The following is a 21344-nucleotide window of genomic DNA, read 5'->3' on the forward strand; positions in this document are numbered from 1 at the left end:
AAACCACAACAACACCAACACACAAACCATGCAACGCCTTATCCACACCATCAAACAATCCCTGCAAGTTAAGATCAGCCTCGCCCTGATCTGTATGCTCCTGCCCCTCTCCATTCTTGCAGGCATATTTTCATATTACGATACTTATCACGAGACCCAAGAGGTTCAAGACGACCTGTTGCGCCAAGTTGCGAACTATCTCGACCCGAGCGATGCCGATGACGAAAATCACTCGCTCGACAACGACAACAAGATTTCCGTTCAATTTCCCAATACGCCCAACCCCATTGTCAGCCTGCCTGAGCAGATTTCAGACGGCCTGCACACCATTCAGGCCGATGACGACGACGATTACTACCGCGTTTATACCCGTAATACCAAGCAAGGCCGCATCGCCGTCATGCAGGAAAGCGACTACCGTGAAGAGCTGGCCGAAATGGCCGCCGTGCAGAGCATCCTCCCCATGCTCCTCGCCCTACCCCTGATTATCCTGCTCACCGTCTGGATTACCCACCGCGCCATGCGTTCCGTCAAAACCCTGTCCAACGATTTAGAACAGCGCCAAATCAACGACCTCTCGCCGATGGACACGCAAGACATTCCCAGCGAAATCCAAGGCTTTGTCGTCGCCATCAACAACCTGTTGCAGCGTACCGACGAAAACGTCCGCCAACAGCAACGCTTTATCGCTGATGCCGCACACGAATTGCGCAGCCCCATGACTGCCCTTTCCCTTCAGGCAGAACGGCTCAACAATATGCAGCTGTCCGCCGAAGCGCGCGAGCAGTCCGCCCTGTTGCAACAAAGCATACAGCGCAACCGCCACCTGCTGGAGCAACTCCTCTCCCTCGCACGCGTCCAAGCACCCGAAACCCAACGCCCCAAAACCCTGATCAGCCTGCAAAACCAATTCCGCCGCGTCCTACAGGAACTCATGCCGCTGGCGCTAGCTAAAGGTCAAGACATCGGTGTCGCCGTTGAAAACGACTGCCAAATCCACGCCGACGACACCGAAATCTATACCCTCATCAAAACCTTTACCGACAACGCCATCCGCTACACCCCCAAAGGCGGCCGCATAGATTTGGGCTTTGACGAAACCGCCGAATACCTCAATATCTGGGTGGAAGACAACGGCCCCGGTATTCCCCCAAGCGAACGCCAACGCGTTATCGACCCCTTCTACCGCATTCTCGGCACCGAACAACAAGGCACCGGCCTGGGGCTTTCCATCGCAAACACCATTGTCAAACGCCATCAAGGCCGTCTGAAACTGGCCGACAGCCGACGCTTTGACAGCGGCTTGTTGATTATTGCCGAGTTGGATAAAAAGACACTTTAAATAATCGACCCGCCCAAATTGGTCTATCTAGCTTTAATCCGACAAATGAAAACGTTTTAAAACCAAAGGCCGTCTGAAAATGACTTTCAGACGGCCTTTTTATATTTTAAAGCAAACTTAATTCATTCCTCACAAATACGGCTGCAAGGTTTGACGGAGGATTTCCATATCGGTAATTTCGGTGATATTGGCTTTACCCAAGTATTCCAAACCGACAAAACGCATGATGCCGCTGCTGACTTTTTTGTCGTGGCTCATGTGTTCAATCCATTTTTCAAAGGAGAAAACAGGCGGCGCAGACGGAAGGGAGGCGGCTTCCATTAAAGCGGCAATGCGGTCGGTATCGGTTTGTCGGGTTTTGCCCAAAATTTGCGACAAACGGGAAGCAAGGACGCAACCGGCGGCAACGGCTTCGCCGTGCAGCCATACGCCGTAGCCCATTTCCGCTTCAATGGCATGACCGAAAGTGTGGCCGAGATTAAGCCATGCACGGATGCCCTGCTCGGTTTCGTCTTGGGCAACAATATCGGCCTTCATTTTGCAGCAATGGTAAACAGCTTCTGCCATTTTTTCTTGGTGTTGCACCATCAGGTCGGCCATATTTTCTTCCAACCAAGCAAAAAATTCGGCATCGCCCAATGCGCCGTATTTGATGACTTCGGCCATGCCTGCGGAAAGTTCGCGCTGCGGCAGCGTTTGCAGGGCGGTCAAATCGGCCAGCACGGCTTGCGGCTGGTAGAACGCGCCAATCATGTTTTTACCGAGCGGATGGTTGATGGCAGTTTTACCGCCGACCGAGGAATCGACCTGGCTGAGCAATGTGGTCGGTACTTGGATAAAAGGTGCGCCACGCTGATAAGTCGCCGCGGCAAAGCCGACCATATCGCCTATCACGCCGCCGCCCAAAGCGATTAAAGTGTTTTTGCGTTCGGCACGGTTTTGCATCAGACCATCGTAAATCAGGTTGAGCGTCTGCCAGTTTTTATATTCTTCGCCGTCAGGAAGGATGATGCTGAAATGCGGCACGCCCAGTCTGTCTAAGGCCGTCTGAAGCTGTTTGAGATAAAGCGGCGCAACGGTTTCGTTGGTAATGATGGCCGCTTTTTTGCCTAAATAGGGCTGAAGCAGCGTATCTGCCTGCTCAATCAGTTTATGCCCGATAAAGATGGGGTATTGATGGGACGGAGTTTGGACAGTCAGGGTGCGCATGGTGTTCCTTTGCAAAGCGTATTTATTCGCCTAAAGCCTGTATCAGGCGTTTGAGCGTTTTGTGACAGCTGTCGGATTCGATAACGAGATGGGCGGTTTGACGGTACAGTGTATCGCGTTGGTCATACAGCTCTTGCAGTTTGGCCAAAGGGTTGGCAACTTGCAACAGCGGCCGGTTGCTGTCGTAACGGGTACGCTCCAGCAAGGTTTCGGGACTGGCATGCAGATAAACAACCGTGCCGTTTTGGCGCAAAATCTGTCTGTTTTCACTGCGTAAGACAGAGCCGCCACCGGTCGATAAAACGATGTTGCGCCGGGAAGCGAGCTTCTTCAGCATATTGGTTTCGCGGTTGCGGAAGCCTTCCTCCCCTTCCATCTCAAAAATGGTCGGAATGGTTACGCCCGAAGAAGTGCAGATTTCGTAATCGCTGTCGTAAAACGGGCATTCAAACATTTGGGCAAGCTGCTTGCCCAAAGTGGTTTTGCCCGCGCCCATCAGCCCGATTAAAATTAAATTGCCGTTGATTTTTTCCATGTGGGTCATTTTATACGATATGGTGGTTTCGTGGAAAAGTTCGTCGTTTTTCAGACGGCCTTTTCATCTCAGGCCGTCTGAAAACCAAAACAGGCATACCTTTGCAGATATGCCTGTTTGTCATTTTAAAAATCAGTAACGCAGATTGTTACCCACATTATCCATGATGCGCGGCGTAATGAAGATCAACAGCTCGCGGCGGTTTTCACGTTTGCCGCGTGATTTGAACAGATTGCCGACAACAGGGATATCGCCCAAAACAGGTACTTTGTTCACTGCATTGGTGCTTTCTTCTTCGTAAATACCGCCGACAATCAGCGTACCGCCATCTTCAACCATGGCTTGGGTATTCAAGTGTTTGGTGTTGATACACTTGGTCATCAGAGAATCTACGGTACAGTCGATCGGGGTATCGCGATTAATCTTCACAGTCATGATAATTTGACCGTCAGGCGTAATGTTCGGCGTTACGGTCAAGCCCAAAACGGCTTTCTTGAAGGTAATCGAAGTCGCACCGCTGGAAGAAGCCTCTTGGTAAGGAATTTCCGTACCGGATTCAATTTTGGCTTCTTTACGGTCTTGTGTCAGCACGCGCGGATTGGAAATGGTTTTGCTCTTACCTTGTTCTTCAGACGCACTGATTTCCAAGCCCAATGCGCCGGACGAGAACGCACGCACCAGCGCAATGCTGTTGACTGCGGCTGCGGCCGGCAGACTGACATTCGGATCCAAAGTCCATTTGCGGTAGCCTACGTCGCCACGGTTAAACGAGGCATTGGTATTGTAGTTGGTTTGCGCATTGCTCCAGTTGCTGCCCCATGCCGTACGGCCGATCGCACCACCGGAACCGAATTTAACGCCCAAGTTGCGGAAGAAGGTATCTTCAGCTTCCACAATACGCGCTTCCACCATCACTTGACGGGTTGGAACGTCCAATTCATCAATCAGTTTGCGGAATTTCTCAATCACGCCGCGGTTGTCGGTCACAATCAGTGTATTGGTGGCCGGATCGATTAAGGCGCTGCCTCGGTTGCTCAACAGAGTGTTGCGGATGTTGGAATTATTGCTGTCGTATTCTTCCAAACGCAGAATTTTGCGGAATTCTTCCACGTTTTTGTATTTCAACTGGAAGGTTTGAGAATACAGCGGACCCAATTCGGCAATCTCTTTTTCAGCCTGCAAGAAGGCTTTGTCTTTTGCCAACAATTCATCGCGAGGTGCGATATTGATAATGTTGCCTTGACGGCGCATATCCAAATTGCGCGCCTGCATAACCAAGTCTAAAGCCTGATCCCAAGGTACATCTTTCAGGGACAAAGTCATAGTGCCTTTGACGGTATCGCTGGCAACAATATTCATGCCGGATTCTTTTGCCAAAATCTGCAAGATGGTACGAACTTCTACATCTTGGAAATCCAAAGAAATTTTACGGCCTTTGAACGATTTGTTCGCATTGTGGTTTAAGCCGCCGGATTCGGTATTGGCTGCTTTAGGCGATACTTCAAATACAAAGCGTCCGGAAGAAGCTTTGGTATTGATGTCCCAATTCGCATTATTGTTGCGGATAATAAGCTGGGTAGAATTGCCGATACGTTTGAGCGTAACGTTTTGTACAGGTGTATTAAAGTCAGCCACATCCAAACTGCGTTGCGCTTGTGTCGGCAAAGTATGGTTTTTCAAGGTCACAACCACGCGGTCGCGCTGCTGTTTAATATCCGGCTGTCCGCTGAAACCAGGGGCGGACAATTCAATAATGCCGGAATTGCGTGCGCCTTTGCGGAAATCGATATTGGCTGCTGAAACGGCTTGATAAGCCTGAGCAGCACGCGCGGTAGACGGCGTAGCCGCACGTTCATTGGCAACGGCCGCATTGGTTTGATCAGTAGATTCGTTTACAAATACCCAAACTTCGTTGCCGCGAATCTCAGTATTGTATTGGCTGATTTTGTTCAAACCCAAAACCACGCGTGCACGGTCATTGTTTTGCGCCGCAGTAATTTGATTCAGCAATGGGTCGGCATATTCCAAAACAGGCTGAGGCAAACGGATATTGGTGTTGGCAAAATCCAATGCGATACGCGCCGGCGTAGATGTTACAAAACCATGAGGTGTGGTGACATCTTTGTCGAAACGGATTTTGATGATTTTTTGGTTGTCAGGCAAAGTAGAAACATTGATATCGGTAATATTGCCTGCAAAGGCCGTCTGAACAGCGAGGGCAACGCTGAAGCCGGCAAATAATTTTGTCATGTGCTTGGTTTTCATAATCGAGTGAGACCCCTAAATTAATTTGAATTCGAACTATCTGAGCTATTGGAAGAATCCGCCTCTTTACTACTCAATGGCAATTCGGCCTTCCGGTACACCCAGTTGCCGTAGCTGTCTTCAACTTGCTCGGTCAAGATAATTTTATCTTCAGTAATACTTTGGATTCTGCCGTAATTCTGACCGATGTAGTTTCCGGGATAAACGGTATAAACATGGTCGTTGACCTTGATAAATCCGGAAACTTTGCCGCCGCTTTGCAGTGTTCCGACAAAGGCCATATTTTCCAAACTGAAAGCTTCCAATGTTTCTTTCGGACGGTTCACATCCGGCGCATTGCCGCCTTTAGGGGCAGTGTCCAAACGGCGTGAATCAAACGCATTCATGCCTTTAAAGTTCGGCGGGCTATACGGCTTAGGCAATGTAACCGTCGGCTCTTCAAACGGAATAATCTTGGATTTTGCCTCCTGACGGGTTTGCGTCATCCATTGAGTCAAATCTTCATAGCTTTGCGTACAGGCTGCCAAGGGAAGAAGACTTAAGAGTAAGATGATTTTTTTCATGATTTCCCTATTCTTTTATTTTTGCTCATTCTCGGCAGGTTTGCCTTCTTCTTGTGCCTGTTGCGCAGCCAATTCGGCAGCAATCTCTTCGGCCGGACGGGCTTTGTAAGTCGTCGCAATCGCACTCAATGTCAACTCGCCTTTATTGCCTTTGCCTTCTTTGTCCTCGCCTGCGTTCACGAGTTTCAAAGAATCTAACGTAATAATGCGCGACAAATCGCCTACATCACGGGTAAATTGGCTGATTTGAGAGTATTTGCCCGTGATGGAAATCTGATACGGCAGTTTTTGAATCGGACCATCGTTTTCAGGTTGGAGCGGTGCAACGCTGTCCAAACGCAGTCCGTTGGTTGAACCTGCCTGATGCAGCTCTTGAATCAGGTTCGGAATTTCCGCATCGGTCGGCAGTTGTTTCAACAAAACGTCAAATGCAGAACGGATAGAAGCCAATTCAGCCTTCAAATTGTTCAAGCTTGCCGCCTGAATGCTTTTACGCGTAAAGGTTTCCTTCAGTTCTGCTTCTTTGGCTTCCTGCGTATTCAAGGTTTCAATCTGATCTTTAAATACGCCGACATAGCCCAACGCCAACATACCGACAATCAACAAACCTCCCAGCAAAAGTTTTGAAGGCATATTGAGCAGGTACAGGTTTTGTACGTCCAATTGTTTCAGGTTTTTAGATGCCATTATTGAGCCTCCGGAGCAGGTTCTGCCACAGGTTCGGCTATTTCACTGCTGCTTTGTGCAGTCGGTGCAGGAGCCGGCGTATTCACTTGGTTGATTGAAGATTTCAAAGTAAATTCTTGGTAGTTATCTACTTTTTTGATGCTCAACAATTCAGGCTGCAAGAAAATACCTGTACTTGGCAGGGAGCGCATCATAACGGCGATTTTATTGTCGCTGACGGCATGGCCGCTAATTTTATAGCTGGTCGGGCTTTCTGCTTCCAACGCAGTCAAATAAGTATTATCGGGCGTAAGCGCATTCAAAGAATCAAGGATATAAGCTGCTTGATAGCGTTTTTCCTGCAACTCTTCCACTTTCAGCTTCTTGGCCAAGAAGGCTTCTTTTTCTTGCTGAAGTTTATCGATTTCGCCCAATTCTCTATCAAGTCTGTCGATTTCGGTTTGCAGGAAGTTGTTGCGGCCTTCTTGATTGCTGATGGCGCTATCAATACCGAGATAGGTAGCGGCTGCCAAGCCCAAACCCACTGCAAAAGCGCCAAGCATCAATACTTTGAATTGCTGCTGCTTGCGCTGTTTAATCTCTTCCCGATACGGAAGAAGGTTGATTCTGGTTAATTCGATCATGTTCTCAAAGTCCCCTTAATGCCAATCCAAACGCCAACGTCAGTGACGGCGCATCAATTTGAAACTGCGGCAATTCTACTTTTGCACTGCGTTCCACATATGAAATCGGATGCAGGTATTCTGTTGCCGTATTGGTTTGCGAGAAAATGCTTTCCGCCAAACCTGCCTGCTGAGCGGTAAAGCCGGTCAGCAGGATGTGTTTGATATTGGCGAAAGAATCAGTGGCCTGCGTGGTATAGTAAAATTGCAAAACCCGCTGAACTTCTTGCGCAACCTGCACATTAAAACGGTCGGCAATCTGAGACTGGTAGTCGGAAGGCTTGTTTTGGGAAGCCATCATTTGAGCGGCTTTTTCTTCCGTTACCCGATAAGTACGCTGAATCAGCTGATTGAGCTGCTCTGTGCTGACCGGAGTTTCTTGTTTATAGAGAATGCGGCCGTTTTGCAGAATCAGGGCATACATTTGCGTCGCATGAATGCCGAACACGGCAACTTTTTCCTCTGCCATTTCGGGAGCATGCGTATTCATCCAATAAACGAAGGCATTGCGTTGCGCCAGTAAGTCCAAATCCAAAGCGGACAAAGGCAAGCCCGCATTTTCAAACATTTCAATGCGCGGTTCAACATCGTCTTTTTTAGCGGCAACAGCTAAAACATGCTGGCCCGAACCGACTTCTTCGGCTTGAAAGTCGTAGTTCATTTCTTCAATAGGCGCAAATTGGCCGACTTCCGCCTCGACAAACTCTTCCAAGTCCAAATCGGTATCACGCGGGTTGTAAATAATTTGCTCGACTGTCGCCAAATTTTGTGGCACAGCCGCAACAATATTTTTGCAAGAACTGCGTAATTGTGTGTAAGTATGTTGGATGTAAGTGGCAAGCTGATCGTAGTCTTGAATTTTGTTGCCTTTGACAATATTTTTAGGCAATTTGGTAATAACGTATTTTTCCAGCTGAATTTGGTTTAAACTACGGCCTGTCAGTTGTACCATCTTAATGGCATGTTGGCTGATGTCGACGCCGATGGCAGAGCGGTTGTTCAATCCGCTAGAAGCCTTGCCTGTTTTGGTATCTTTCGTGCTTTTAAATAAGCGCATGATTTGACTTCCCTGTATCATTTAGGAGTGAGTAACTGTTTCGTTATCCGTAAAGGACTTCTTATTCTTTACACAGTATTGACTGTGGCTGATAGAAATCGTTTCCCATTTTACTTTATTTATCGCCATTAATGGCAAAATTATTACTTAGTCATGATTAAAAAGATTATAACGACCTGTATGGGTCTCTTATTAGGACTGGCTCTTTTCGGTATAGGTCTGATTGCAATTGCAATTCTGGTAACCTATCCAAAACTGCCGTCTTTGGACTCTTTACAACACTACAAACCAAAAATGCCGCTGACGATTTATTCTTCAGACGGCCAAGTCATTGGCGTTTACGGCGAACAACGGCGTGAATTTACCAAAATCGGTGACTTCCCGAAAATTTTAAAAGACGCCGTGATTGCCGCCGAAGACAAACGCTTCTACGACCACTGGGGTGTGGACGTTTGGGGCGTGGCGCGCGCCGCAATCGGCAACGTCATAGCCGGTGGTGTTCAATCCGGTGCCAGTACGATTACGCAACAGGTTGCCAAAAACTTCTACCTGAGCAGCGAGCGTTCGTTCACCCGTAAGTTCAACGAAGCCCTGTTGGCCTACAAAATCGAGCAGTCTTTAAGTAAAGACAAGATTTTGGAGCTGTACTTCAACCAAATCTATTTGGGTCAACGCGCTTATGGTTTTGCCTCTGCCGCCCAAATTTATTTCAATAAAAATGTTAATGAATTAACATTGGCTGAAGCCGCCATGTTGGCCGGCTTGCCTAAAGCACCTTCCGCCTACAATCCGATTGTAAACCCTGAGCGTGCCAAACTGCGCCAGGCTTATATTCTGAACAATATGCTGGAAGAAGGCATGATCACCCTGCAGCAACGCGATCAGGCTTTGAAAGAAGAGTTGCATTACGAGCGTTTTGTACAAAACATCGACCAAAATGCCCTGTATGTTGCCGAGATGGTGCGTCAAGAGCTGTTTGAAAAATACGGCGAAGATGCCTACACACAAGGCTTCAAGGTATATACCACCGTCGATACCGCACACCAGCGCGTCGCCACCGAAGCCCTGCGTAAAGTTCTGCGCAATTTCGACCGCGGCAGCAGCTACCGCGGTGCAGAAAACTACATCGACCTGAGCAAAAGCGATAACGTAGAAGAAACTGTCAGCCAATATCTTTCTACACTTTACACCGTCGATAAAATGATTCCGGCGGTTGTCTTGGAAGCCTCACGCAAAGGTGTACAGATTCAGTTGCCAAGCGGCCGTAAAGTCACGCTGAACAGCCACGCTTTAGGCTTTGCCGCCCGTGCCGTCAACAACGAAAAAATGGGGGATGACCGTATCCGTCGCGGCTCCGTCATTCGCGTTAAAGGTAGCGGCGATACTTTTACCGTCGTTCAAGAGCCTTTGTTGCAAGGCGCATTGGTGTCTTTAGATGCGAAAACCGGTGCAGTCCGTGCATTGGTCGGCGGCTACGACTACCACAGCAAAACCTTCAACCGCGCAACTCAAGCCATGCGCCAACCCGGCTCGACGTTCAAACCGTTCGTTTATTCCGCCGCTTTGGCAAAAGGCATGACTGCCTCCACCATGATTAACGATGCGCCGATTTCCCTGCCGGGCAAAGGTGCAAACGGTAAAGCGTGGAACCCGAAAAACTCTGACGGCCGCTATGCCGGTTACATCACGCTGCGTCAGGCTTTGACCGCGTCGAAAAACATGGTGTCCATCCGCATCCTGATGTCTATCGGCATCGGCTACGCGCAACAATACATCCAACGCTTCGGCTTCAAGCCGTCTGAAATCCCTGCCAGCCTGTCTATGGCTTTGGGTACAGGCGAAACCACTCCGTTGCGTATTGCAGAAGGTTACAGCGTCTTTGCCAACGGCGGTTACAAAGTATCTGCCCACGTCATCGACAAAATCTACGACAGCCAAGGCCGTCTGAGAGCGCAAATGCAGCCGTTAGTGGCCGGTGAAAACGCACCTCAAGCCATTGACCCGCGCAACGCCTACATCATGTACAAAATCATGCAGGACGTTGTCCGTGTCGGTACCGCGCGCGGTGCAGCCGCACTGGGCCGCTCCGACATCGCCGGTAAAACCGGTACCACCAACGACAACAAAGACGCATGGTTTGTCGGCTTCACCCCTAGCGTTGTGACTGCCGTCTATATCGGCTTTGACAAACCGCGCAGCATGGGCAGTGCAGGCTACGGTGGCACAATCGCCGTACCGGTTTGGGTAGAATACATGCGCTTCGCCCTGAAAGGCACCAGCGTCAAACCGATGAAAGCACCTGAAGGCGTGGTTACAAACGGCGGCGAAGTGTATATGCGCGAACGCATGACCACCAGCTCCGACCTGGCCTTGGACAACAGCGGCGTTGCTCCGCGTCCTGCTCAACCTACCCGTCATGCCGTTCCGAATGAAAACCGCCGCAGTGCCGAGAGCAACACTGCGCCAGCCCGTGAAGAATCAGACGAAACCCCAGTTCTGCCAAGCAATACCGGCAACAATAACAGACAACAACTGGACTCTCTGTTCTAATGTTCTAAAACAAGGCCGTCTGAAACGTTCAGACGGCCTTTTTTGAGAAAATTCAAAGCAAAACCATGATTGATTTACACTGCCATTCGACCGTTTCAGACGGCATGTTGTCCCCAACCGAAGTTGTCCGACTCGCCCGTCAAAACGGTTGCACCCTGCTCGCCCTGACCGACCACGACCATACCGGCGGACTTGCCGAAGCACGCACCGAAGCCGATACCCTCGGCCTCCCCTTCGTCAACGGCGTGGAGATATCCGTCACTTGGCGCGGCCGCACCATCCACGTTGTCGGCTTGGACTTTGACGAACACAACGAAGCCCTGCAAAACCTGCTTGCCGAAGTCCGCAAAGGCCGTCTGAAACGATTGGAAGCCATCGCGGCCAAACTGGAGAAAAAAGGCATAACAGGCGCGTATGAAGGCGCGCTGGCATTGGCCGCCAATAAAGAAATGGCCAGCCGCACCCACATTGCCGAATTCCTCATCCGCGAAGGCCATGTCAAAAACAAACAGCAGGCATTTACCAAATATCTGGGAGACGGAAAATCCTGTTCCGTCAGACACGAATGGGCCACACTGGAAGACTGTGTAGCCGCGATTACAGGCGCGGGTGGCATGGCCATTATCGCCCACCCGATGCGCTATGAATTATCCGCCACCGCCAAACGAAACCTGTTTCAAGAATTTAAAAATCTCGGCGGCGCAGGGATTGAAGTGCACAGTGGCAACTGCTGTAAAAACGACCGCCTCAACTATGCCCTGCTTGCCGACCGCTTCGACTTTCTCGCCAGCGCAGGCAGCGACTTCCACCGCCCCAACGACTTCAGCGGCGGCATACTCGGCGCCTGTCCCGACTTACCCGAACAATGCCGCCCTGTATGGAAACACTTTAAGGCCGTCTGAATGCCTCACGCAAAAGGATTATCCTGCCAAAAAAGCAGCCTGCACCCCATCTCCCACCGAAAGACCCGAACCATGTGCGATTACTGTGCCGACCTTCGTCCCACCGTCCGCATCAAAACCCCGCAAAAACTGTCGCAAATGCTACTGCGCGCCGCCGACCGCCTGGCAGACGGCACGCTGGCCGACATCACCCTCGCCTACGCCAAAGTCCGGCGTATCAGTCCCGACTATGTTCAAACCTTCGCCCGCAGCGGTTACATCATCGACACCGACCCACAGGGCAACCGCCGCCTGCACGGCTGGTACGATTTCCTGACCCACTATTTCCAATGCACACACTGCAAAGCCGTGTTCGAGATTGATGCCGAAACCTACCACGGCAGCGGCGGAGAATGGAAAATGCTGGAAGAGGCGGCCAAGCGTTTTCAGGCTACCTGAAAATAAAAAATCAGCATATCTTTGGAAGCCATATCTGATAACGTGTTTATACGGCCGGGATATATGCAGTATTTTCTCCGGGCAGTATAACCGATGTTGAAATTTCCGTCGGATACACGACATCAGCGGCTGTCTCTGCTGAAATTTCACCTGCCAACTCATTGTAAATTCCTTTGTCGTTTTGGAAATCAATATCGGCAACCTTGCTCCGATCCGTATTTGGTTTCTTTGGGATTGTTCCGCAAATCAAACTGAAAACGGTTGTATTCGGCTTTTCCTTCTTCATAAACAAATCTTCGTGCATATTCATTCGCTGTTATATTGCGATTTCCATCAATATCAAGATCAAGCTTGGAAATTGTTTTCGACAAACCATGTCCTAACTCATGAGCCCAATCAGAAGCAGTCAGATATCTTTTGTCTGCCGTACCGAATACAATACTTCTATTTTCTTTACTGCCAATTAGTTTGCTTTGGAAAAATATGCCGGAATATTTAGTGTTTGCTTGAATACTCCCTAACCCCCATTGATTGATAAAGTTATGGGTTTGCCCCAGTAAAATTGAATCCCGAATAATCTGATTAACTTCCGAAACAGGCATCCCTAATTTTAAAAAATGCTGCCGGATTTGTGCTGTTGTAGCCATACCATATACCTTTAAAATTAAATACTATCGACTATCTGATAAGAAAGATGCTGGAAATATCATTAATGCATTTGTCTGTTGGATGCTGAAATAATATTCCTGCACCTTTCTCCTCCCTTATAACCAAATGTCTATCACTCCCGATCAAATGGTTGTTTTCATCTACTGCTACTTGTTTTACTACCGTATACCTAGGAAAAACTTGTTCTGTTCCATTGTTAAAGCATACGCTGACCGGGCTTAGGATATGAGATGAAACATAGGGTTTCGGCAAATTATCAGGATAACGGTCGTCAGGAAACAATGAACGGTATCGTTTTATATAATCAGGCGTTGCTTCGATTTCTAAAAAAGTACTGCCGTCGTAGTCAGTCTGATGCACTACCGTAAAGCCGTCGGTCGGCCGTTTTAGCTTACGCCGCCTGTGTTTGAGCCATTTCTGCCGCTCTGCCTTGTCTTTCCATCTGAGTACCGCCTGTTTTTCTCCGTCAGGCCGCAAACGGCCGGAAAGCCGCAGATAGCGCCGGTACACGGGAATCTGCCACTTTTTCGCTAAATCTTCAGGCGGCATATCAAGCAAACAGGCACTATGCAGCGTGCCGGCCATCTGTCTGAACAAATTCTCGAAGCTCTCTACAGGATAAAGCTGCCCGCAGCCCGTTGCGTCATCCGCATATGCTTGAGAAACAGAGACCGTCTGAATGCCGCTATCGGCATGAGACAAAATGGGCAGCAACATGGCCGGCCACAGCAAAGCAGCTAAAAATTTCACACTCATCTCCTTCTTGATAAAAATTATTACTTGCATTGATATTATTTCCAATATTTTTTCACTGCAAGCACATTTGCACGCTAATTGAGACCTTTGCAAAATTCCCCAAAATCCCCTAAATTCCCACCAAGACATTTAGGGGATTTTTCATGAGTACCTTCTTTCAGCAAACCGCCCAAGCCATGATTGCCAAACACATCGACCGCTTCCCACTAATGATAGAAAAAGGTCGTCTGAAAACCGTTTTTCCGTTTTCAGACGACCTTTGTTCTTTGCTTGGTTTAAGCGGGTTACGCCGTTTTCTTTTCGCGTATCGGCAGGTTCAGCAAAGCCGCCGCCCCCGCCAGCACCGCATCGGCATACCACATCCAGCCGTAATCGTTGAATTGATAAATCACGATGCCGCCGATATACGAGCCTAAAAAGCCGCCGATTTGGTGGCTCAACATGGTCAGCCCAAACAGCGTCGCCAGATAGCGCGTGCCGAACAGTTTGCCCGTAATCGCGGCGGTCGGCGCGACGGTGGCGAGCCAAGTGAAGCCCAGCGCGGCGGCGAAAATGTAGAAATTGACGTCGGTTCTCGGGGAGGCAAGGTAGATCAGCACCATCGCCACACGCGAGGCGTAGAGTCCGAACAAAACATATTTGCCTAAAAACCGCCCCGTACACCAGCCCGAAAAAATGCAGCCCGCGATGTTCGCCAGGCCGATAATCGCAATCGAAGTCGAAGCAACCGAAGCGGGCAGACCGCAGAGCGCGATTTCGTTGGGCAGGTGGGTTACCAGAAACGCGATGTGGAAACCGCAGGTAAAAAAGCCCAAGTGCAGCAGGATGTAGCTGCGGTCTTTAAACGCCGCTTTGACCGCCTGCCCCAGCGTTTGCCCGTTTTCAGACGACGTGTGGTGCGTAGCGACAGCGTTTTTGCTGCCCGCCAGCCACCACGAAATCGGCAGGATTAAAAGTGCAATGCCGCCCCAAACATAAAACGTTCCCTTCCAGCCGACGGCGGGCAATATCAACAAACCCTGCACCAGCGGCGCAAACAGAAACTACCCCGCCGAACCGCCCGCGTTGACCAGCCCCGAAGCCAAACCGCGTTTGTGCGGCGGCACTTTCGCCGCGACTTGCCCCATGATGATGGAGAAACCGCCCGCGCCAGTGCCAAATGCAAAAAGCAGCCCGATTGCCAGCATCAGCCCCCAATAAGTCGGCATCTGCGGCACCATCAGACAGGCAGATGCCAGCAACAGCGCGCCGCCGCCCAACACCTTAAACGCGCCGAAACGGTCGGCAAGCGCGCCGGAAAGCGGCTGGGACACGCCCCACATCAACTGGAAAACGGCAATAATCAGGCTGAACTCTTGGATACTCAGCTCGGTAGAGTCGACGACGGGACGGACAAACAGCCCCATAGTCATGCGCATACCGATGGTAATCAACAGGATGGAGGCGGCAGCGGCGATAACCAGCCAAAGGTTGGGGGATTTTTGCTGTGTGTGTGTCATGGTTATGATTTGTTTCTATGAAAAATGCCGTTCAATCAACCGGCAAAACGACGGATTCTAGCAAATTAGGTTGATATCGGCTAAATAACTCCTGATGCTTTGGATATAGCCAAAACCTCTATCCGCGCCGTTTTTCAATTTCTTTCTATCTGAAAAGTAGGGCATGGGATATGGGCAGAAAATACGGCGCATAAAAAACAGCAAAGGTCGTCTGAAAACCCGAAATCCGATTTTCAGACGACCTTTGTGTTTCTGCGTCCTGCGTTAGAACGATTTGACCAGCGACAGACTGACTGCGTTTTGTTTGTAGCTGTACAGCCAGTCGGTGTTGCCGTGGACGCGGCGGTGTTTGTAGCTGAGGACGGGTTTGAGGCCGGCGAATTTCCAGCGGTCCGCGCCTATGCTGAGGCGGTAGGTTTGCTCTTTGTCGCGGCGGCGTTGTTCGAGTACGGCGTTTTCTTCGCGGTGGCTGCGGATGCCGAAGGTGGCGGAGGCGGAAGCGTCGAAACCGGCTTCAAACATTTTTGCCGCGCCCAGCCGTGCGGAGATGAGGCGGTAGCTGTCCACCGGTTCTTTGGCTTTGCGCTGCTGCCAGTCTATGCCGCCGTAGAGCATGAGGTCGTTGCGCGGGAAGTAGGACAGGGTGTTGTAAACGGAGATGAGGTTGCCGTCGAGCAGGCGGGTTTTGTCGGAATAGGAGAAGTGTTCTCACTCGGCTTCGGTGTTCCATGTCCAACTGCCTTTGTCGAGGTTCCACTCGCTGCGCACGCCGTAGGCGCGGTTGAGGGTTTTGCCGCCGCTGCCGTTCCATTCGACGAGCGGGGCAAGGGCGAAAGTGTGGCGCTGGTTTTCAAACTGGTAGCCTGCGCTGAGGTTGAGCGTGTGTTCGTTGAAGTCTTTATGGTCGCGGTAGAAGCGGCCATAGCCGAGCGCGCGGGCAGCGATGCCGTGGTGTCCTTTAATCTGCCAGCGGCGGACGGCGGCAGCTTCGTATTTGATGCCGTTGGCGGAAATGGGTTTGTCGCCTGAAAATTCTTCCCAGCATTCACCGTCGATTTCGGTTTTACACCACACTTTGCCGCTGCCTTCATTGATGTTGCTGTTGTGGACGGCTCCGACGAAAAGGCTGCCCTTCCAGCTTTGACGTTGGTTCAAGGCATCTTGGAAATGGGCGATGTTTTCTTTGACGGCTTCGGGCAAGTCTTCGTTTTGAAGGTGTGCAAATTCAGAAAAGGCTTCGCGGTTCAGACGGCCTTCAAAAAGCAGGCGTGCGTAATCAAGCCGTCCGCGTGTGAAGTCGGGATGGCGTTGCAGCAGGGTTTCGTATTCTTGTTTAGCGGCTTTCCACCTGCCTTCGCCTCTAGCCAACGAGGCGCGGACAAACGAAGCGATATCGGGATCGTATTCGCTTTGCTGGGTATAACGCTCCAGCAACGGGCGAACGGTTTGCCAATCGCTGCGGTTGACGGCGTTAAACAGTCCCTCGCCTTGGTCGGTTTCGGAATCGCTCTCGGCTGTCTGCCCGGTATATGGAGCAGAAATATCAAGATGATATTCACGCACTTTTTGTTCCTGCTCCTGCATGGTTTGGCGGGTGGCCTGCCACAGGCGTTGCGCGGTGCGGTCGTCTGAAAAGTCAGAACGCGGCGCGGCCAGGACGGGGGCGGAAAGAAGCAGAATCAGGCAGGCAGACGGTTTATACATGGTGTCGGCTTTCCGGTCGCAAGTTTCAGACGACCTTGAGAAATTTGGAGGCAAGTGTTTAAAAAAGCCTGCGGATGGCAGGCTTTATTTTACTTAACTACGGATTTTAGCGTTTCACACCGCCGAATGCCGTATCCAAGTTGCGGTCGGTTTTAAATTTGGCAACACCGGCCAGCGCGCTTGCACCGTTGCCGAAAAAGTGGCCTTCGGTTGTACCGAAGTGGCCGTTGGCGCGGGCATAGCCTTCAAATGATGCGCTAGACGGTTTGATGCGGGAATGAATATCCAGCTGCATGGCGTTGTTTTTCATAGAGCCGGTCAAGACTTTTTGACCGAAGTCGGCACGCAATATACCGGTCAGAGGATTATTGCCGGTGTAGTTGTTGATGCCTTTAACCGCGTAGTTGGCTACACCGGATACAGGCATAGAGGTAGCGCGTTTGTCGCCGGAGTAGTAAACGCCGCGGTTGGTGCCTTTAGCGTATTCTTTGCCGACCCACTCGCCGTAATATACTTCCGAACCGCCGCTCTTAATGGTATCAAATGCATAACGGCCGAGATTTTGACGGGTGTATGCGTCGTTAACCTGTACGGTTTTCACGCCGTTGCGGTCTGCTTTTGCCGGAATGCGGTTTACGTTGGTGTAATACACTCCTGAACGGTAGGCTGCATTTTTCATCACTTTTTCGCCTTCGGCTTCAGATGCAGGCTTACCCCATTTTTTGCCGTATTTGTGATTTTTGTAGCCATACTCGAATGGGTTATAGGCATTATTAGCGGCAAATGCGCCTGCGCTGAACACAACAGCCAAAACAGCAGCGGTGGTTTTTTGCAGATTCAGTTTCATTGAACACTCCTTGAGGTAAAACGATGGTGGGGAAAATTATGTTTTCGTTGTGAGTAGAACATATCGTTATGTGAGGAGGTCTTTTTGTTCTACAAAACATTTTATAGGGGAAGTGTTAGCACAGAATTAGCAAATATCCTAAAAATCTCCAATAAGGCGAAAATATTTATTTTTAATTCGATACGACCTGTATCACCTGCCCCAAAACGGCAAAGAATATATTGAAACTGCCTGCCCGATACACCATAATGACCCTATAAATACCCGAAAAAAAGGTTAACGCCATGTGCCAACTGCTCGGCATGAATTGCAACACTCCCACAGACATCATGTTTTCTTTTGAAGGCTTCCGCCGTCGTGGCGGCATTACCGATTACCACGCCGACGGCTTCGGTATCGGCTTTTTTGAAGGCAAAGGCGTACGCTTGTTTCACGACGACAAGCCCAGCGCCAACTCGCCTGTTGCCGACTTGGTACGCGCCTATCAGATCAAATCCGAAAACGTTATCGCCCATATCCGCAAGGCCTCACAAGGCCAGACCTCATTGGCGAACACTCATCCCTTCATGCGCGAGATGTGGGGCGAATATTGGCTGTTTGCACACAACGGCCATTTGATTGATTTTTTCCCCGAGCAGGGCGAGTACTACCATGCCGTCGGTTCAACCGATTCCGAACGCGCATTCTGCTTTATCCTCAACCGCCTGCGCAGTCGCTTTGCCACCAAGCCCGAACCTGAAGTTTTGTTTGACGCCATTGCCGGCCTAACCCATGAAATCCGCCGCCACGGTTTGTTCAACTTTGTGATGTCCAACGGCGACTGCCTGTTTGCCCATGCCAGCACCTTGCTGCACTACATCGTGCGCAAAGCCCCGTTTGGCAAAGCACGCCTGCTGGACGATGATGTGATGGTCGATTTTTCCAAAGTGACCACACCAAACGATAAGGTCTCCGTCATCGCCACCCTGCCCCTGACCCGCGATGAAACTTGGTCGCAGTTGGCAGTCAATGAATTGGTGATGTTTCAAGACGGCGATATCGTCCGCAGCGACCACCCCGAGAATCCTGTTTATATGAGCGCGGAAGAAGGTTTGGAAATCGCCCGCGCCGTCGGCGTATCGGTTTAACGGTTGATTGACTGAAAATGTAAGGCGGCGGCAGCTTTTGCACGAATTGGCAGTAGCTTTTGCACCGCCGCCGCGTAAGAAATTGTATCAGCTTTTGCATCAATTAATTCCCGTTTAATGGTCTGTTAAACGGGAATTATCTTATACCTTTAAGCAGCGGTTTGCAGGGGCTGAAAAGTAGCCATCAACTTTTCCGCGATCCAGCGCGCAACCGGCGGACAGACGGCGTTTCCGGCAGCCCGAGCCGTTGCAAAGTTGGCTGCATCCAATCCTTTGCAAAGCCCATCATCTGTAACCGTTCTGCCCCGCTCAACCATCTCACGCCGTCCGCCGGGGACAACGACAATATCCGAGCCCGCTCGGTCGATACCGCTTGGCGCGATGCCTGCAAGCAGAGTACGGTGGGGTTTTTGCCGCCCCGCGCCACCCTTGCCTGCCACGCTGCAAACTGCTCCGGCGTCAGCCATAAACTCGATTGGGGGCTGCTCTCCCAGTCCGGCCACGAGAAAGACCCGCCGCCGTGCCGTGGGTACTCCGAAATACGAAGCATCAAGCACCCGCCAGTATCCCACATACCCGCATTGGGCAAGGGACTGGACGACCGTTTGAAAGTCTCGGCCATCGTTGCTATTGAGCAGCCCCGGGACGTTTTCAAGCACCAACCAGCGGGGCTTGAGGGCGGACACAATGTTGAGCGCATCGAAGAAGAGGCCGGTGCGCTCGCCGGCGAGGCCGCGCCGTTTCCCTGCCATGCTGACGTCTTGGCAGGGGAAGCCGCCGATGATGACGTCGGTGTGCCACAGCTCGGGCAGGCAGGTTCGTACGTCGGTAAACTGCTTGGCATGCGGGAAGTGGTCGGCGAGCACGGCGCGGGGGATGTCGGCGATTTCAACCTGCCATTCAGTGCGGAAGCCGACCTGCTCGAAGCCGAGGTCGAAGCCGCCGATGCCGGCAAACAGGCTGCCGACGGTGGGATTAACGGGGTTTGTTGCGATTTGGGCATCCATATTTTCCTTTCTCGGATGGATGCTCAAAGGCATTCTCGGTTGTTAAAGAACTGAATTGGTTTACTGTTTTGCAGCGTTGGCACTTGATTTGCACGGTGCCGCTGCCAACGGCCAGTAATTTGCCGCAGCTTTTGCATCGGTATTGCATTATTTTTCCTACATTATGTGATACAATCCGCGTGCCCTCGAGGGTGGCGGCATTGGGTCAATGCAGGCTGGTTCTGCTTGGCTGTCGCGGCGGGTGTTCCCCCACCTGCCGCGTCGCCGTCTCATCTTTCGTGTTCCCCGCCCGTGTGGCGGGATTTTTCATGCCTGCCTTTTTAAAGCGGGCACGATGGCGGCGAGGTCGTTTGGCGACCAACGCCAGCCGTCGGGCAGCCCCAATGCGGCGGCGCACCACTCGGAGCAAAACCAGCGGCGGCTGTTGTGCCGCAGCCCGAAGGCGATGCCCAATGCACCCCTCAGGTCGTAGCCCTGCCCCTCTGTGGCCGTCCATACCCGCTGCAGCTGCTCGTGTGCTTCGGGGGTAGAGGGCAGCGGGATCAGGTCCCATTTGGCCTCAGGCAGCGGCATCACTTTACAGCGTACGCCGCCGTCCCGGATGGAGGCGGAGTAGCAGGTATAAACCGATGCCTGCGGATGCTCGCGCACCGCAATCTCGCAGTGGCTGTATTGTCCTCGTGTGAGAGCACGGGTGAGCCAGTCGGTCGCCCTTGCACGCCATACGCGCCAGCCGGAGCCGTCGCGGCGGCCTTTGTACAAGGCGAGGTAGATTTGACGATTACTCATCTGCCACCTCGGTCGTTGTAGTTTGTGATGGCGGTGTGGTGCAAAAATCGCATTGCACGGCGGCAACATCTTCGGGGGTTTTGGCAGCGTAGATTTTGTCTTCGGCGGCTTGTCGCAAACCGGCTATATGGGCGGTCAACATCTCAAACTTAATCGCCTTTTCATAGGCTTTTTGCTTGAGCACGTCTACCGGCACACCCCGAGCGTCCGCAATCGCATCCAGCGTAGGCGTGGCGGCGGCGTTATCGGCGTGCCATGCCTTTGCCTCTAGGGCTTGGATTGTCCACGTCGAGACCTCAAAATCGGGCACTCTGTTTAGTCCTGCCGCTTGGTCGATACAGGCTTGGGCGGCGCGGTTGATTTCGGCCAGCTTGGCAGCCTTTACATCATCAAGCTGTTTTGCCGCCGCATCCGTCGTTAATACCCACTCGCTGTCTTGCAAAACGTGGTAACGACTGGGTGCAGGCGGGATAACTGCAACAGCATCATCTTTGACGATTAATGTGCCTCGCCCGTTATGTTGGTAGTAGTAGGCGGTTTCGCCACGGTCGGCCAAATCCTCGTGATTCGGCTCGTGGTCGCAGGTGCCGACGTGATGGCCGTCTGAATTAAAAATATGCCAAGTCATTTTTACTCCTGTTATTTGACGCCAATGCAAATGTAATTAACTTTTCCCAGGACCCATCCTTGGTAATTGCTATCGGGATTTTGATCGCTACTGCCATGATAGACTTTG

19 protein-coding genes and 3 pseudogenes are annotated in these 21344 nt (G+C 51.2%); 5 read left to right on the forward strand and 17 right to left on the reverse strand.

Translation table 11 applies throughout. From position 1 onward, the window contains the following. The first annotated feature begins 28 nt into the window (after positions 1 to 28). Entirely contained in the window at positions 29 to 1342 is a 1314-nt protein-coding gene (locus HMPREF3052_RS08040) for a sensor histidine kinase (RefSeq protein WP_070749437.1), read from the forward strand. Positions 1343 to 1471: 129 nt separating this feature from the next. On the opposite strand, the gene aroB is transcribed toward HMPREF3052_RS08040, so the two are convergent. The 7 genes from aroB to pilM all read right to left on the reverse strand — a co-directional run bounded on the left by aroB (position 1472) and on the right by pilM (position 8320). After that, positions 1472 to 2551, reverse strand: coding sequence for a 3-dehydroquinate synthase (gene aroB / locus HMPREF3052_RS08045; RefSeq protein ID WP_070749438.1), 1080 nt, complete (start codon positions 2549 to 2551; stop codon positions 1472 to 1474). Positions 2552 to 2573: 22 nt separating this feature from the next. After that, positions 2574 to 3086 (reverse strand): shikimate kinase, encoded by a 513-nt coding sequence (locus tag HMPREF3052_RS08050; RefSeq protein ID WP_003684491.1) that lies wholly within the window; start codon positions 3084 to 3086, stop codon positions 2574 to 2576. Positions 3087 to 3218: 132 nt separating this feature from the next. Further along, positions 3219 to 5351: a type IV pilus secretin PilQ gene (pilQ, locus tag HMPREF3052_RS08055; protein ID WP_070749439.1), complete on the reverse strand. Its 2133-nt coding sequence runs from the start codon at positions 5349 to 5351 to the stop codon at positions 3219 to 3221. 20 nt (positions 5352 to 5371) lie between these two features. Next, positions 5372 to 5914: a pilus assembly protein PilP gene (locus tag HMPREF3052_RS08060; RefSeq protein ID WP_003684527.1), complete on the reverse strand. Its 543-nt coding sequence runs from the start codon at positions 5912 to 5914 to the stop codon at positions 5372 to 5374. Between the two features lie 15 nt (positions 5915 to 5929). Next, positions 5930 to 6601, reverse strand: a complete 672-nt coding sequence (pilO, locus tag HMPREF3052_RS08065; protein WP_003684514.1) for a type IV pilus inner membrane component PilO — start codon at positions 6599 to 6601, stop codon at positions 5930 to 5932. After that, a complete protein-coding gene (locus HMPREF3052_RS08070) occupies positions 6601 to 7224 on the reverse strand; it encodes a PilN domain-containing protein (protein WP_049328903.1) in 624 nt (207 codons plus the stop codon). Before HMPREF3052_RS08070 ends, pilO begins: the two co-directional genes overlap by 1 nt. 4 nt (positions 7225 to 7228) lie before the next feature. Next, positions 7229 to 8320: a type IV pilus assembly protein PilM gene (gene pilM, locus HMPREF3052_RS08075; RefSeq protein WP_070749533.1), complete on the reverse strand. Its 1092-nt coding sequence runs from the start codon at positions 8318 to 8320 to the stop codon at positions 7229 to 7231. Positions 8321 to 8473: 153 nt separating this feature from the next. Here pilM and HMPREF3052_RS08080 point away from each other — a divergent pair, with 153 nt between their 5' ends. From HMPREF3052_RS08080 to HMPREF3052_RS08090, 3 genes are all read left to right on the forward strand, one after another. Beyond that, complete coding sequence (locus HMPREF3052_RS08080) at positions 8474 to 10870, forward strand: penicillin-binding protein 1A (RefSeq protein ID WP_070749440.1); 2397 nt, start codon at positions 8474 to 8476, stop codon at positions 10868 to 10870. 65 nt (positions 10871 to 10935) lie between these two features. Then, on the forward strand, positions 10936 to 11772 hold the full coding sequence (locus HMPREF3052_RS08085) for a PHP domain-containing protein (protein WP_070749441.1): 837 nt from the start codon (positions 10936 to 10938) through the stop codon (positions 11770 to 11772). After that, on the forward strand, positions 11773 to 12210 hold the full coding sequence (locus HMPREF3052_RS08090; RefSeq protein ID WP_241479500.1) for a hypothetical protein: 438 nt from the start codon (positions 11773 to 11775) through the stop codon (positions 12208 to 12210). It abuts the gene before it with no gap. A gap of 188 nt (positions 12211 to 12398) precedes the next feature. Here HMPREF3052_RS08090 and HMPREF3052_RS08095 read toward each other — a convergent pair whose 3' ends face one another. From HMPREF3052_RS08095 to HMPREF3052_RS08115, 5 genes and pseudogenes are all read right to left on the reverse strand, one after another. Next, on the reverse strand, positions 12399 to 12857 hold the full coding sequence (locus HMPREF3052_RS08095) for a hypothetical protein (protein WP_283126967.1): 459 nt from the start codon (positions 12855 to 12857) through the stop codon (positions 12399 to 12401). Between the two features lie 31 nt (positions 12858 to 12888). After that, complete coding sequence (locus HMPREF3052_RS08100) at positions 12889 to 13635, reverse strand: hypothetical protein (protein WP_283126968.1); 747 nt, start codon at positions 13633 to 13635, stop codon at positions 12889 to 12891. A gap of 284 nt (positions 13636 to 13919) precedes the next feature. After that, a pseudogene (locus HMPREF3052_RS08105) lies at positions 13920 to 15134 on the reverse strand (MFS transporter). A 264-nt stretch (positions 15135 to 15398) separates the two neighbouring features. Continuing rightward, positions 15399 to 16838, reverse strand: a pseudogene (locus HMPREF3052_RS08110) (surface lipoprotein assembly modifier). Between the two features lie 106 nt (positions 16839 to 16944). After that, positions 16945 to 17685, reverse strand: a complete 741-nt coding sequence (locus HMPREF3052_RS08115) for a Slam-dependent surface lipoprotein (protein WP_070749442.1) — start codon at positions 17683 to 17685, stop codon at positions 16945 to 16947. A gap of 284 nt (positions 17686 to 17969) precedes the next feature. On the opposite strand from HMPREF3052_RS08115, the gene HMPREF3052_RS08120 reads away from it, so the two are divergent. After that, positions 17970 to 18812 carry a class II glutamine amidotransferase gene (locus tag HMPREF3052_RS08120; RefSeq protein ID WP_070749443.1) on the forward strand — a complete coding sequence of 281 codons (843 nt, stop codon included), beginning with the start codon at positions 17970 to 17972 and terminating at the stop codon, positions 18810 to 18812. A gap of 149 nt (positions 18813 to 18961) precedes the next feature. On the opposite strand, the gene HMPREF3052_RS12075 is transcribed toward HMPREF3052_RS08120, so the two are convergent. From HMPREF3052_RS12075 to HMPREF3052_RS11925, 5 genes and pseudogenes are all read right to left on the reverse strand, one after another. Continuing rightward, the gene (locus HMPREF3052_RS12075) at positions 18962 to 19315 is read right to left on the reverse strand and encodes a hypothetical protein (RefSeq protein ID WP_283126973.1); all 354 of its coding nucleotides are present in this window, start codon (positions 19313 to 19315) and stop codon (positions 18962 to 18964) included. A gap of 42 nt (positions 19316 to 19357) precedes the next feature. Continuing rightward, a pseudogene (gene dcm, locus HMPREF3052_RS12080) lies at positions 19358 to 19852 on the reverse strand (DNA (cytosine-5-)-methyltransferase); the annotation flags it as partial. Then, positions 19788 to 19967, reverse strand: a complete 180-nt coding sequence (locus HMPREF3052_RS11450) for a zinc finger domain-containing protein (protein ID WP_083318813.1) — start codon at positions 19965 to 19967, stop codon at positions 19788 to 19790. The pseudogene dcm and the gene HMPREF3052_RS11450, both read right to left, overlap by 65 nt. Positions 19968 to 20125: 158 nt before the next feature. Continuing rightward, positions 20126 to 20608: an enoyl-CoA hydratase gene (locus HMPREF3052_RS08130; protein WP_070749445.1), complete on the reverse strand. Its 483-nt coding sequence runs from the start codon at positions 20606 to 20608 to the stop codon at positions 20126 to 20128. Further along, positions 20601 to 21236, reverse strand: a complete 636-nt coding sequence (locus tag HMPREF3052_RS11925; RefSeq protein WP_210399513.1) for a hypothetical protein — start codon at positions 21234 to 21236, stop codon at positions 20601 to 20603. The genes HMPREF3052_RS08130 and HMPREF3052_RS11925 overlap by 8 nt, the downstream gene beginning before the upstream one ends. Positions 21237 to 21344 lie beyond the last annotated feature (108 nt).

The sequence above is a fragment of the Neisseria sp. HMSC056A03 genome, assembly GCF_001815685.1.
Lineage (GTDB): Bacteria > Pseudomonadota > Gammaproteobacteria > Burkholderiales > Neisseriaceae > Neisseria > Neisseria subflava.